14 protein-coding genes and 1 other annotated feature are annotated in these 14,695 nt (G+C 28.5%); of the genes, 4 read left to right on the forward strand and 10 right to left on the reverse strand.

The window, feature by feature from the left end; translation table 11 throughout:
* Nucleotides 1-253 precede the first annotated feature (253 nt).
* From IC214_RS14855 to IC214_RS14865, 3 genes are all read left to right on the forward strand, one after another.
* Nucleotides 254-403 (forward strand): hypothetical protein, encoded by a 150-nt coding sequence (locus tag IC214_RS14855; protein WP_227831213.1) that lies wholly within the window; start codon nucleotides 254-256, stop codon nucleotides 401-403.
* 192 nt (nucleotides 404-595) lie between these two features.
* Entirely contained in the window at nucleotides 596-1,450 is an 855-nt protein-coding gene (locus IC214_RS14860; protein ID WP_227831214.1) for an AraC family transcriptional regulator, read from the forward strand.
* A gap of 3 nt (nucleotides 1,451-1,453) precedes the next feature.
* On the forward strand, nucleotides 1,454-1,876 hold the full coding sequence (locus tag IC214_RS14865; protein WP_227434201.1) for a DUF2000 domain-containing protein: 423 nt from the start codon (nucleotides 1,454-1,456) through the stop codon (nucleotides 1,874-1,876).
* 114 nt (nucleotides 1,877-1,990) lie between these two features.
* Here the strand turns inward: IC214_RS14865 and IC214_RS14870 are convergent, their stop codons facing one another.
* The 3 genes from IC214_RS14870 to IC214_RS14880 form a co-directional block, all read right to left on the reverse strand.
* The gene (locus IC214_RS14870; protein WP_227434200.1) at nucleotides 1,991-3,154 is read right to left on the reverse strand and encodes a D-alanyl-D-alanine carboxypeptidase family protein; all 1,164 of its coding nucleotides are present in this window, start codon (nucleotides 3,152-3,154) and stop codon (nucleotides 1,991-1,993) included.
* A 53-nt stretch (nucleotides 3,155-3,207) separates the two neighbouring features.
* Nucleotides 3,208-3,408 carry a CD1290 family small acid-soluble spore protein gene (locus IC214_RS14875; RefSeq protein ID WP_227831215.1) on the reverse strand — a complete coding sequence of 67 codons (201 nt, stop codon included), beginning with the start codon at nucleotides 3,406-3,408 and terminating at the stop codon, nucleotides 3,208-3,210.
* 201 nt (nucleotides 3,409-3,609) lie between these two features.
* On the reverse strand, nucleotides 3,610-5,286 hold the full coding sequence (locus IC214_RS14880; protein ID WP_227434198.1) for a ribonuclease J: 1,677 nt from the start codon (nucleotides 5,284-5,286) through the stop codon (nucleotides 3,610-3,612).
* 216 nt (nucleotides 5,287-5,502) lie between these two features.
* Here IC214_RS14880 and IC214_RS14885 point away from each other — a divergent pair, with 216 nt between their 5' ends.
* Complete coding sequence (locus tag IC214_RS14885) at nucleotides 5,503-6,240, forward strand: metal-dependent hydrolase (RefSeq protein WP_227434197.1); 738 nt, start codon at nucleotides 5,503-5,505, stop codon at nucleotides 6,238-6,240.
* A gap of 120 nt (nucleotides 6,241-6,360) precedes the next feature.
* Here the strand turns inward: IC214_RS14885 and IC214_RS14890 are convergent, their stop codons facing one another.
* The 7 genes from IC214_RS14890 to mnmA form a co-directional block, all read right to left on the reverse strand.
* Entirely contained in the window at nucleotides 6,361-6,819 is a 459-nt protein-coding gene (locus IC214_RS14890) for a Fur family transcriptional regulator (protein ID WP_227434196.1), read from the reverse strand.
* Between the two features lie 275 nt (nucleotides 6,820-7,094).
* Nucleotides 7,095-7,382, reverse strand: a complete 288-nt coding sequence (locus IC214_RS14895) for a DUF1292 domain-containing protein (RefSeq protein ID WP_227851619.1) — start codon at nucleotides 7,380-7,382, stop codon at nucleotides 7,095-7,097.
* A 77-nt stretch (nucleotides 7,383-7,459) separates the two neighbouring features.
* Entirely contained in the window at nucleotides 7,460-7,885 is a 426-nt protein-coding gene (gene ruvX, locus IC214_RS14900) for a Holliday junction resolvase RuvX (RefSeq protein WP_227434195.1), read from the reverse strand.
* Nucleotides 7,886-8,036: 151 nt separating this feature from the next.
* Nucleotides 8,037-10,208 (reverse strand): hypothetical protein, encoded by a 2,172-nt coding sequence (locus IC214_RS14905; protein WP_227434194.1) that lies wholly within the window; start codon nucleotides 10,206-10,208, stop codon nucleotides 8,037-8,039.
* Nucleotides 10,209-10,217: 9 nt separating this feature from the next.
* The gene (locus tag IC214_RS14910; RefSeq protein ID WP_003419418.1) at nucleotides 10,218-10,475 is read right to left on the reverse strand and encodes an IreB family regulatory phosphoprotein; all 258 of its coding nucleotides are present in this window, start codon (nucleotides 10,473-10,475) and stop codon (nucleotides 10,218-10,220) included.
* 24 nt (nucleotides 10,476-10,499) lie between these two features.
* Nucleotides 10,500-13,139, reverse strand: a complete 2,640-nt coding sequence (alaS, locus tag IC214_RS14915) for an alanine--tRNA ligase (RefSeq protein WP_227434193.1) — start codon at nucleotides 13,137-13,139, stop codon at nucleotides 10,500-10,502.
* Nucleotides 13,140-13,206: 67 nt separating this feature from the next.
* Nucleotides 13,207-13,451 (reverse strand) — a binding site (T-box leader).
* Between the two features lie 141 nt (nucleotides 13,452-13,592).
* Nucleotides 13,593-14,672, reverse strand: a complete 1,080-nt coding sequence (mnmA, locus tag IC214_RS14920) for a tRNA 2-thiouridine(34) synthase MnmA (protein WP_227434192.1) — start codon at nucleotides 14,670-14,672, stop codon at nucleotides 13,593-13,595.
* Nucleotides 14,673-14,695: the final 23 nt, after the last annotated feature.

Here is a 14,695-nt window from a genome sequence, read left to right on the forward strand (position 1 = left end):
TACATCTCCTAAATTAAATTTTTAATACTATTATAACAATTAAATAACTTATAATCAAAATTATTTTATATTATAATAATTGTGTGTATAAGCATAAAATTAAAATTCATTTTTTACTTTATAACTTTTATTATTATATCATATTAGCTGTAAAAATATAATAATTACACTTATTGGTAGTACAATATTATATTGACATAAACTGACATTGTTGTTATCTTATTGGTGTATTACAAATGAAGGTAACAACAAAATGAATAGTACTGTAGAAAATAATGAACTAAAATTTAGATACACAGTTGAATCAGATACAAACCTTTTATTAAAATTTATAAAAGAACTTGCTTCTTATGAGAACATGTTAGACGAAGTTATTGTAACTGAAAAAATACTTAATCATTAACTATTTGTAAAGAAAAAGGCAGAAGTTTTAATTGGTTAGCAAAATAAATTACATATAAATATTATTTAATTTGACAACTAAAAAAATTAAGTTGTCATTTTTTTAGTTGTTCTTAATTTTTAGTCAATATCATACAAGAACTACAAAAAAATATATGTTACACTTTATACATTATGAAAGGAGGTTGTCCAGGTGAAACAAGAAGAACGCACAGTATGTTTTGATAGTGAATTAGAAATTGAAGCATATAGATTCAAAGGTATTATGCAAAATTTTCCAAACCATTTTCATGAACACTATGTGATTGGTTTTATAGAAAAAGGTCAAAGATATTTATCATGCAAAAACAAAAAGTATACCACAAGCACAGGAGATTTATTACTTTTTAATCCTTTTGATAGTCATACTTGTGAACAAATAGATAATGAAGTTCTTGATTATAGATGTATTAATATTAAACCAGAAATAATGCAAAAAGCTGTATTAGAAATTACAGGGAAAAATTATTTACCTCAATTCAATCAGCAGGTAATATTTCGTAGTGAATTAGTACCTTTGCTACAAGAACTACATCATATAATTATGGAAGAACAATTAGATTTTAAAAAAGAAGAAATATTCTTTTTCCTAATTGAACAAATAATCAATGAATATACAGAGCCAGTTTTACAATCTAACTCAGAAAAAATAAATACAGAAATTCAAATAGTCTGTGATTATTTAGAAAATAATTATGCTGAACGCATAGCACTTGATGAATTAAGTTATCTAGCAAAAATGAATAAGTACTCATTACTTCGTAATTTTACAAAATTAAAAGGTATTACACCCTATAGATACCTTGAAAATATAAGAGTAAATAAAGCTAAGAAACTTTTAGAAAATGGAATAGAACCTATAGATGCTGCTATACAAACAGGCTTTGTGGACCAAAGTCACTTTACAAATTTCTTTAAAAACTTTATTGGTCTTACACCTAAACAGTATCAAAATATATTTATAAACAATGATAAAAATAATTTTAAAGAGGATAAAAAGGAGAATTGAAAAATGGAAAATAAAAATGTAAAATGTGTTATGGTAATAGATGAAAATTTACCAATGGGAATTATATCAAATACAGCAGCAGTAATGGGAGTTACACTAGGTAAATATACTCCAGAAATAGTAGGTCCAGATGTAGTTGACAAAACAGGTAATAATCATTTAGGAATTGTTGCTATACCTGTGCCTATCTTAAAAGGAAACAAAGAAATTATAAAGAATTTACGTAAAAAATTATACACTCCTGAATTTGAAGGATTAACTGTTGTAGATTTTTCAGATGTTGCACAAGGTTGTAATATTTATGAGGAATTCACACAAAAAATTGCCACTGTCCAAGAAGATGAACTACAGTATTTTGGTATAGGAATATATGGAAATAAAAAGCAAGTAAATAAACTTACAGGCAGTATGCCTTTACTTAGATAATCATTGTAAGCATCTGCTTATAACAATCTTTAATATACTAGATAAAAATACCCATATAGTACTTCTATACGGGCATTTTTTATGTGAATTATAGCTGTATCTTATCGCAAGTTATTATATCATATTATCAATTATTCTTTGAAGCATTTGTAGGTAACTTGCCTTATTTATATCTTTATTATTTATTAATTCTACTTCACCTATTACTTTTTTATCTTTACATATCTTTATCTTTCCTAAAACAGTACCTTTTTTAATTGGCATTTTAGGATTTTTTACTATTTCTATTTTCTTTTCAAACTTTTTAGAACTTCCTTTTTTAATAAGAGCATTTAAGTCTTCTTTAGCAACTAATTTGACTTTATTTTCATCAGCTTTATCTAATGTAAGTGTAGCGATATTATCTCCCTTACTACACAGCTTAACGCTTTCATAATTTGCAAATCCATAATTTAAAAGACTAGATGCATCATTAAATCTTTCAGGAGAAGTTTCTGCACCCAAAGTCGCCGCAACTAAATGAGTATTACCTCTTTTTGCTGATGCTGATAGACAATATTTAGCTTCTTGAGTAAATCCAGTTTTAACACCAGTAGCTCCTTGATAATGCTTTATAAGCTTATTAGTATTTGCAAGACCTACTGTAACTTGTTTTTTACCTACTACAACCTTATCCATCCATGTAGTTAAGTATTTGCTTATCATTTCATGTTTTAATAATTCTCTGGACATTAAAGCTATATCATGAGCAGATGTATAGTGATTTGCTACTGGAAGTCCATTTGTATTTGCAAAATGAGTATCATTCATATTTAGCTCCTTTGCTTTAGAATTCATCCTATCAACAAACCCTTCAACACTTCCAGCCAAGTGTTCAGCCATAGCTACACAAGCATCATTTGCAGACGCAACAGCTATACCTTTTAATAAAGTATCAACCTTTTGAGTTTCTCCTGGTTCTAAAAATATTTGACTACCACCCATACTAGATGCAGTTTCACTCACTTGTACTTCATCATCAAGTTTAATATCACCTGAATCCAAAGCTTCTACAATAAGTAACATTGTCATTACCTTTGTTACACTGGCAGGAGGAAGCTTCTTATGAGCATCCTTTTCATATAAAATTTGTCCACTACCAACATCCATCAAAATTGCCGATTTTGAAGATATATTTAGTTGGTTGGCATCAGCATTGTCCTTACTATTTGCAAAAGAAAAACTCAAAGGAGTAAATGCAAGTAATATAGCCAAAGCAGTACTAGCTAATTTTTTCATAGATGTCACCTCTTAAAGTTTATTTAAACTTATTTTCTCACAATTAACTTTTTTTATTCTAAATGCCTAGATATACCTTGACCTAAATTTTTTTTCTTTTCAAGTTTTTTAAAATAATCTTCTAAAACACCTTTATTCGATGCATTTTCTATTATTTCAAAGGCATCTTCATAATTCATTCCATATTCTCCTGCTATTTCCATCTTAGTTTGTTTTAAAGCGTTTCTAGCATTTTGTTTTGAAATATTATCCATAAATATCCTCCTATTAATAAAATTTATATATAAGTAGTTTTTACTAATAAAAGATTGTTATAATTGGTATTTTATGTAATATCTAAATTTTTCAATATTAAAAAGACCTCTTGTAATTCTTAAGATGATATCAATTTAATCTTTTGATATCATTTTAAAAATTACAAGAGGTCTACTTTTCAATTTTATAAACTTTATATCCTATACTTCCATTATTATAGGAAGTATCATTGGATTTCGCTTAGTTTTTTGATATAAATACTCTTTTAGGTTTTCTTTAATGTTATTCTTTAAATAAGCCCATTCTTTAATATTTTTCTCTTCACACTCGTTTAGAACGTTTTTAATTATATCCTTTGCTCCATCCATTAAATCTTCAGACTCTCTTACATACACAAAGCCTCTAGATATTATATCTGGACCTGCTAAAACTTTGCCTTCATCTTTAGAAATAGTTACTACAACTATCATAAGACCATCTTCTGATAAATGCTTTCTATCTCTTAAGACTATATTACCTACATCTCCTACACCTAATCCATCAACTAGTATATTTCCTGTTTGTATACGATTTGCTACTTTAGCAGAGTTTTTATCTAACTCTAAAACATCTCCTGTTTGCATGACAAAAATATTTTCCTTGTCCATTCCAAGTTGTTCGGCTATTTCAGCATGTCTTTTTAACATTCTATATTCACCGTGAGCTGGCATAAAAAACTTTGGTCTAACTAATGCATGTATAAGCTTTAATTCTTCTTGACAGGCATGTCCAGAAACGTGTATATCCGCTATATCACTATATACTACTTCTGCTCCTTTTTCAAATAAGAAGTTTATTACTCTTGATATTAATTTTTCATTTCCTGGTATTGGATGAGCAGATATTATAACTAAATCGCCACTCTTTATTTCTACTTTTTTGTGTTCTGAAAAAGCCATTCTAGCAAGAGCTGACATAGGCTCACCTTGTGAACCAGTCGTTATTATCACTAACTCGCCATCTTCATGCTTGTATATATCATTTAAATCTATTAGCATATCGTCAGAAATATCTAAATATCCTAATTCCTTGGCAACTCCAACTACATTTACCATTGAACGACCTGATATAGCAACCTTCCTATTAAACTTTTCAGCTGTATTTATTATTTGTTGTAATCTGTGTATGTTAGATGCAAACGTAGCAACTATAATTCTTCTACCATTTCCCTTTGCAAATAACTCATCAAGACCTACTCCAACAGTTTTTTCAGACATAGTAAATCCTGGTTTTTCTGCATTAGTACTATCTGCCAACATTAAAAGAACTCCTTTTTTGCTCAACTCACAGATTCTATGCATATCCATAACATCACCATCAATTGGAGTTAAGTCAATCTTAAAGTCTCCTGTATGGTATATTATCCCTTGGTCTGTGTGTACTGCAATAGAGTAAGCATCTGGTATACTATGGTTATTTTTCAAAAACTCTACTTCCATATTATCAAGCTTTATAACTTGTCTTGGAGTTATGACATTTAACTTAACATTATTCATCTTATGTTCTTTCAATTTTACTTGTATAAGACCTATACTAAGTCTCGCTCCATATACAGGAACATTTATCTTTTTTAGTATATATGGAAGAGCTCCTATATGGTCTTCATGTCCATGTGTAATAAATATACCCTTTATTTTATCCCTGTTTTTGACTAAATAAGTTATGTCTGGTATAACTATATCTACTCCTAACATTTCATCTTCTGGAAAACTAAGTCCAGCATCTATAACAATTATTTCATCTTTATACTCAACAACAGTCATATTTTTTCCAACTTCGTTAAGTCCACCTAAAGCCATTACCTTTATCTTGTTGGTGTTCTTTTTGAACAATTGCATCATCTCCTTCTGTCTATTTAATTTTTTAACACGTTCTACAATCTTAAATAATATCAAATCACGCACTCGCTACCAGTTATTCTTATTGTACCATAATTCGTATCATATTTTAAGCTATATTTAAAATACATTTAACGTATTATTTTGACAAACCTATTTTATTTTGATATCCTCTAAATATTATATGATTTAATATCTGATATTTTAGGAGGATTTATGCGTGGTAAAACTCATTGTGCAATAGGAATTTTAACAGCTATCCAGACATCTTTAATTTTTACAATTCCTATATCTCTAGTAGATATTTTAGTTTCAGCTACTTTTGCAGTACTGCCCGATTTGGATAAATCTAATTCTATGGTCTCAAATTTCATTCTAAAAAACAATATATCCAAATACATATATAGAATTTTTATATACGCTATTAATATTATTATTTTCTTTATTTCAATAAATATAAATGATAATTTTTATTTAAGTGCAATAATTACATTTGTTGCAATTATAATTATTGAGGCAAAACTAACCCATACATTTCTGAGAAAAATCTTTCTATCATTAATATTTATACTATTAGCTATATGCTTATACATCGTAGAAGTTGAAATATATTTTATAATTTTTTGTCTAATGTTGTCAATTTTTCCCTGGCTAAAGCACAGAAGCTTTTCTCATAGTATATTTGCAACCATCATAATATATTTTTTACTAAAACAAATAGAATTAATCACTAGTATTAATAATTTATCTTTTTATGGAACACTTGGCTATGCAAGCCATATGTTTTTAGGGGATTTATTTACAAAACAAGGAATACCACTTTTTTATCCACTAAGTGAAAAAAAGATTTCCTTAGGATTTTTAACAGTTGGAGGGCCATTTAGTAATTTTATAGAAAAATCATTTATTTTCATACTTATAGGATTAATTATATTTTCAATATTAAAATTATAAAAAGCTTTAAAGCTATTTATATTTATACTATATATTTAAATTTATAATAAAAAATGGAAGAATAGCATAGAATATAAAAGTTCTATACTATTCTTCCATCAACATTAAATTACAGAAGAATTATTCTTCTGAATCACTTATTTTATTACACTCATCACATAATCCATAAAATTTAACATCATGATCAAGTATTTTAAATTTGTACAATGATTGTATTTCTTTTTCTATATTGTCTAAAAGGTCTTCTTTAGCTTCCATTATCTTTCCACAATTTTTACAAATAAGATGATGATGATTATGACAGTCTTCTTTATGTAGACTAATCTCATATCTTATACACCCATCATCTAAGTTTAGTTTTGATATTAATCCTATTTCGTCTAATAACTGCATTGTTCTGTATACAGTAGCTAGCCCTATTTCAGGACAGTCAACCCTAACTAAATCATAGATTTCTTCACTACTTAAATGTGAATGGTCATGTTGAAGCAATATCTCAACTATTGCTCTTCTTTGTGGCGTAATCTTAAAACCAGTTTCTTTTAACTTGTCTTTTAATAAATCCATTGTGTTTGCCATAACATCACCCTTACTATTTTCAATTGATAATCTTTATTAAATAATATTGTAATTGATAATTCTTTTTTTGTCAAGACATTTGAAAAAATTTAATTTCTTCTCATAATATAAATATATACCCATAAAAGATATATTATTCACCAAAATCTATAAATTTTTTAATAAAAAATAAAAAAACAGATATATACTATAAATACTTTTTACAATTAATAATTCTTAATTAAAGTAAATACAGTAAAATACCTGATTTTTTATATACAAACTTAATTATTTACCTAGTTAAGTCCACTTGATTCATCTTCGTCGTAATTTAAACCTTCTTCTTCCATTCTAGCAGTATATTCAGCTACAACAGTTTCATACTCTTCATCACTTTCTAATGATACTAATACATCTCCTTCTTCATCCTCTTCAATTCTAAATATAAAAGCCTCTTCAGCCTCTTCATCATCTAAAGGCATTAATATTGCATATTCTTTTCCTTCTGCTTCTAATGTTAATATTATTTCAAATTGGCTTTCTACACCATTTTCATCAATTAAATTTATTATATTTTCTTCCATAATGTCATTCACCTCAAATTTATTTTTATTTTTATTATTTATATTATATATCATAAGTATTCAATTTTATAGTTCTTTTATGAATTTATTTTAAAATCTAAATATCCTTGTAAAATTATTACTGCTGCCAACATATCTATAACCTTTTTTCTTTTTTGTCTACTAACATCCGCTTCTAACAAAGATCTCTCTGCTGCTACTGTAGAAAGTCTCTCATCCCAAAACTCTACATCAATTCCTGTTTCTTCTTTTAATAATTCACAAAACTTAATTACCTTTTCTCCTTGTGGTCCTAAAGTACCATTCATATTTTTTGGTAATCCTGACACAATTTTATTTACTTGTTTTTCTTTTATTATAGCTTTTAATTCTTCAATATCCTTCTTCTTGCCAACTCTTCTTACCGTTTTTATCCCTTGTGCAGTTAATCCCATTAAATCACTTACAGCAACTCCAATAGTTTTATCTCCAACATCAAGACCCATTATTCTTCCATCTAACATATTTTCTCCTTTTATTTACCTTATTTTATAAAACATATACATTTCATTAATTACAAAAATTGCAATATGAATTTTTGATGTAAGCTGTTTGGTTTACATTAATAATCATATTGCAACTTTTTATTCAAAGCATATATACATTAAAAAATTTTTAGTTATTTTTTTCAAATATTATCATGTTTATGCTTATTATTATAAGTGGTATAAGTATATATATAGATGCTGTAGATGCAGCAACTATACCAGAGTCATTAACTAAAAGAGTAATTATACAACCAACCATAGATGCAATGAATCCTTTAAACAAAATTGGAAAATTATTCATTATCTTTCTAAAGTGTCTAGATGGTTTAAATATAAGTACTGCAATCACAGCAATTCCCACAAGTAAAATATTTACCCATACACTTGTCTGTGCTAATTGCATATTCATTTGAATTTTTCTTCCAAATGTCTGCAATATCTCTCCTGGTCCATTTAAGAAAATTCTTTGTACAAACATTCCTAAGTGAGATTCACTACCTGAGATTATATCTAGAGCTGCAAATGCACAAACAACAACCACAGCTGAAATAGCTAATAGTGCAACTTTTTTAATATCTAGTTTAGCATCATATATAAGCATTATAAACAACAAATATGCTACACATTCTGATATTGCTCCACCAACATTTGCCCCCATAGAAGGATATGCGCTAGTTATAAGTATTATTAATGAAAATATTACAACAAGTGGCTTAGAAACCTTCTTGTAATGTAATAAAACTGCTAAACCAAATACTGCACTTGCTATGGTTACACCTTCATACTCATTTCCTACACCATAGTATCTGGCACCAATAACAGCATCATAACTCATTATATTATTTTGCATTAAGTATGTTCCAAATACAGAATCTATGACTATTATTAAAATAGTCAGTGTTGCAAAAAATCCCATATGTTTTATATCATTGTCTTTAAATAACTTTCGACCTAATAAGTATAACACTAGTGTAGTTACAAATATTCCCAAAGATATTGTAATTGGGGTCTTAAAATTCATCAAAGGAGCCAACATAAATGACAGAGGCATTATTATACCCAATTTTATAAACTCCTTAAGTACTTTGAATACACGCTCTTTATGTGGCATGTAATTTCTAAAGAATATTGCAAACATTGCAATTACCCAAGAAGCAGATATTACACCTACAAATCCATTTATGATACTTGACCTTATAGATGATATAGATACTATCTTTTTATAAAGTGATTTTAGGTAACTAGCATTATCTTCTTTGTCAACCAAAGTATAACTTCTACCCACCATTTCATCATTTTTAAGACCAAACTCATTTAATATGTCCACTCCAACATCTAAGTTTGCAACAATACCAGCTTTTCTTGTTGTAGCAGATTCCAATAGACCCTTTCCTTCTCCACTAAATTTTATTATTGGAGAAAGTCTTCTCTTATTTTTATAATCTAAATCACTTGGAAAAGCACTTGATACATAAACAGTATCATTTTCTCCAACCATAGAAAATACTTCTTTAAGGTATTTATCTATATTTTTTACAATATTTTTCTTCATTGCAGCATAAGTATTATCATTTAAATTCAATCTATACATATCTAATCTATATGTATCTCCAAGCTCTACAAATATAGCATCACTATTTTTATAAGACTTTTTAGTTTCATCTAATAACTTATCGTAGTCTGTAACTATTCCAAACGGCATCTTAGAATCTTTTTTGTTAATATCATCAATATTCCCAGAATCAATTCTTCCATATTGATCCATAGCAACTAAACATAAATTTCTATTTTTAACCAATTGGTTATTTTCAATTATATCAGCATTTCCAATTACGGATGTTTTTAGTCCATTTTCTGATAAAGTTTTTCCCAATGAACCTAAGGTTGCTCCATATTCTCCATACTCTAGATTTTCATTTATTGACCTATTAATACTTAAATTATTTATCTCTTTAGCTTTTTGACCTGTTGCAACTTCAAAAGTTTTAGCAGTATCTTGGTCTACTTTTTGAAAATTGATATAGTCTTCAGTAGTTACATCAGCTCTTACTCCTGCACCCATACTAGCATAAGACCTTCTATCATCAGTACCTTGATCCCCTCTTATATTCATAAGAGCTATATGACCTCTCTTTTCTAGCTCACTCTTTAAGATTGGAACCTTCAACATACTTCCAAGATTGGTCCTATTCATATCAATAAATATGACTTTGCCCTTTTCTTCAGCAGAACTGTAGCTAGCAGTTGATACAAAAATCATAATAACTACTGCCAACAATGACATAATCTTTTTTCTCATTTATTTGACCTACTTTCTATTCAGATAGTGCGTGATTACTTCTTCAAGTATCTCATCTCTTTCAAATTTTTTAATTATAGCTCTTGCATTTTTATGACTAGTTATATAACTAGAATCGCCAGAAAGGAGATACCCTATAATTTGATTTATAGGGTTATATCCTTTTTCAACTAGTGCTTTATATACAAAATCTATCGTATCTCCCACACTCATTCTATCTTCTGGTATTCCTTCAAATTTCATAGTGTAGTCTAAATCTTTTTCCAAACTAAAAACCTCCTTAAGTGAATGTTATTTAACTTGTGTCTTAATAACCTCACTTGCATAGCTTAGAGCTTGGTCAACCTTAGATATGTCACTAGCTCCTGCTTGTGCCATATTAGGTCTTCCTCCACCTTTTCCTCCAGCTATTTTTGCAACTTCTCTAACTATATTCCCTGAATGTATTCCTTTATCTAACACATCTTTAGTAGCAGTAACTACAAAGTTAACTTTATCATCTACTACATTTGCCAATACTACTACACCAGAGCCAAGCTTATCTCTTAAATTATCTGCTGTTTCTCTTAGTGTATCCATATCCATACCTTCAAATTTATTAGTTATTAAGTTAACTCCATTTACTTCAAGCTTAGAATCAAAAATAGAATCAGCTGATTGTAAACTCATTTTAGTCTTTATATCATGTAATTCTTTAGATAAATTTTTATTTTCTTCTAATAAAGAACTTATTCTTTGAATTAAATTATCTTCTTTAGATTTTAAATTTACACAAACTTCAGATATAATTCCTTCTTTTTCTTTTAAGTATTCATAAACAGCTTTTCCTGTTATTGCTTCTATTCTTCTTACTCCTGCTGCTACTCCACCTTCAGACAATATTTTAAACATTCCTATCTGAGAAGTATTTGTCAAGTGAGTTCCTCCACAAAGTTCTGTAGAATAATCTCCCATAGAAACTACTCTTACTTCATCACCATATTTTTCACCAAATAGTGCTGTAGCTCCTTTTTCTTTTGCCTCTTTTATATTCATAATATCACATTTTATGTCTAAAGATGATAAAATAACATTATTTACTTTTTCTTCTATAACTTTTAATTCTTCATTTGATATAGCTTCAAAGTGAGTAATATCAAATCTTAATCTATCTGGAGTAACTAAAGAACCAGCTTGATTAACATGCTCTCCTAATACTTCTTTTAGTGCTTTATGAAGTAAATGTGTAGCACTATGATTTCTTGCAGCAGACATTCTAACATCTCTATCTACTAATGTCTTTACTTTATCTCCATTACTTATTTTTCCTGATTTTATTATACCTATATGTTTTATACTATTATTAGCACCTTTTTTAGTATTTAATACTTCCACTACTAAATTTTCGTTGGTTATTAATCCACAATCACCAACTTGTCCTCCACCTTCAGGATAGAAAGTAGTATTGTCTAGTACTATAGATACTTTATCACCTTCTTTTGCATTTTGAACTAATTCATCCTCTTTAACTATAGCTTCAATAATTCCTTCACCATATAATTCACTATATCCATTAAACATACTATCTATAGTAGACTCTAATTTTGATAGAGGGTCTTCCTTCCAACTTTCTCCATCCATATTTCCTCTAGCATTTCTAGCTCTTTCTTTTTGTTTTTCCATTTCTTCATTGAAAGACTCTTCATCTACAGATAAATGTTCTTCTTCCAAAATTTCTTTAGTTAAGTCTATAGGGAATCCATAAGTATCATACAGTTTAAAGGCTTCTTGACCACTTAAAACAGTTTTTCCTTCATTCTTTAATGCTTCTATATATGAGTTCAATATTTCTGTTCCTTGGTCTATAGTTTCATTGAATTTTTCTTCTTCTATTCCAACAACTTTTTTAATATAACTTTCTTTTTCAACTAAAACTGGATATGCTTTATCATTTACCTTTATAACTTCATCTATCAGTTTTTGTAAGAATAATTCTTTTACACCTAATAGTTTACCATGACGAGCAGCACGTCTAAGAAGTCTTCTAAGAACATAGCCTCTTCCCTCATTTGATGGAAGTACTCCATCACTAACTAAGAATGTCACAGCTCTTATATGGTCAGTTATTATTCTTATTGATATATCATTTTTTGGATTTACTCCATATTTTACTCCTGTTAACTTTTCAACTGCTTCCAATATAGACTTAATAGTATCTACTTCAAAGATAGTGTCCACACCTTGCATGATACATCCCATTCTTTCAAGGCCCATACCTGTATCTATATTTTTACTTTCTAATAGACTGTAGTTTCCTTCTTCATCTCTATCAAACTGAGTAAATACATGGTTCCAGAATTCTAGGTATCTGTCACAATCACAGCCTGGTTTACAGTCTGGATTATCACATCCATATTCTTCTCCTCTATCAAAATATATTTCTGAACAAGGACCACAAGGACCTGTACCTATCTCCCAGAAGTTATCATCTTTACCAAGTCTAACCATTCTTTCTTCTGGGAAATTCATTTCTTTTGCCCATATATCATAAGAATCGTCATCTTCTTCATATACAGTTACCCATATTTTATCTTCTGGGATACTTAGCCATTCTGTGACAAATTCCCATCCCCATTTAATTGATTCTCTTTTAAAGTAATCTCCAAATGAGAAGTTACCCATCATTTCAAAAAAAGTGGCATGTCTTGCAGTTATACCTACATTTTCTATATCTCCAGTTCTTATACATTTTTGAGATGTACACATTCTTAAACTTGGAGGTACTTCTACACCTGAAAAATAATTTTTTAAAGGTGCCATACCTGAGTTTATAAGCAATAAACTCTTGTCATTGTTTGGTACTAAAGAATAGCTATCTGCTACATAGTGACCTTTTGACTCAAAAAATTCTAAAAACTTACTTCTTATCTCGTTTAGTCCCATCTTTTCCATATTATGTTCCTCCTAATAAATTATATTTTTTCGTTTAAATAAAAAACCTCGTCCCTATAAATAAATTTATAGGGGCGAGGACAATCGCGGTACCACCCTAATTATCATAAAAAATTATGATATCTTCGGAAAACCTTAGCTATAACGTAACTACCGTCAATCTCTACTTAAATCTACCTTGTTAATTCAAAGTACATTGTTCAAAATTGCTACTAAAAGGCTGCTTCAAATATTTTATTCTAAGGGCTTTCAGCATGTTCCCTCTCTCTGTAAGACATCAAATACTTTACTATTCCTTATCACTGTATTTGTTTTTAATTAATATAATAATTATATTACTAAATTTTACAAAATTAATCAATACTATATTTTCATATACAATAAATTTATTTTATAAACTTTGTTTTAGATTTATAGACTATATTACTTATTTTATAAGTTTCTTAGATATTTTTATAAACTTTTCTCTATTATTCCTCCGCCTACTACAATATCTCCATCGTACATTACAACAGATTGACCTTTTGTAATAGCTCTTTGAGCTTCATCAAATACTATTTTAATAGTATTTTCTCCAACATTATAAATAGTAGCTGGTGATGGTTTTGCAGAGTATCTTATTTTTGCTTGAACTCTTAATGGCTCTTCTAGTTTGTCTATTGATATAAAGTTAACATCTTTTGCAATAAGTTCTTTTTTAAATAATTCTTCGTTGTCTCCAAGGACAATAGTATTATTTATTGGATTTATATCTACTACAAACATTGGTTTGCCAAAAGTAATTCCAAGACCTTTTCTTTGTCCTATTGTATAGTATAGTATCCCTTTATGTTTTCCAAGTATATTTCCTTTAGTATCTACAAAAAAACCTTCTTCAATACGCTTTTCAGAATGTTTTTTTACATAATTTGCATAGTCATTATCTTTAACAAAACAAATTTCTTGACTATCAGGTTTATTATGGACTGCCATTCCCATTTCTTTAGCAATTTCTCTTACTCTATCCTTTTCATAATCACCTATTGGTAGTAGTGTATGTTTTAATTGTTCTTGTGTAAGATTATAAAGTGCATAAGTCTGGTCTTTTTTATCTGTAACAGATTTTTTTAATAAATATCTTCCTGTATCTTCATCTTTTTCTATTTTTGCATAGTGACCTGTAGCCACATAATCACATCCTATTTGTCTAGCTCTTTTATAAAAATCGTCAAATTTTATATGTTTATTACAAGCTATACAAGGATTAGGAGTTTTTCCTTCTAAATATTCATCTATAAAATAATCTATTACTTTTTCTTTAAATACTTCTCTAAAATTCAGAACATAAAATGGTATTCCTATTTTATTTGCTACTCTTCTAGCATCTTCAACTGCTGATAAAGAGCAACAACCACCTTCATTTTCAACTTCGTCATCGTCTTGCCATAATTTCATAGTAACACCAATGACGTCGTATCCTTGCTGTTTTAAAAGATATGCAGCTACAGAACTATCTACTCCTCCACTCATACCTATCATTACTTTTTTATTCATAAACAAATTTCACCTCATCTTTT

This window comes from Clostridioides sp. ES-S-0190-01 (assembly GCF_020658275.1).
Lineage (GTDB): Bacteria > Bacillota > Clostridia > Peptostreptococcales > Peptostreptococcaceae > Clostridioides.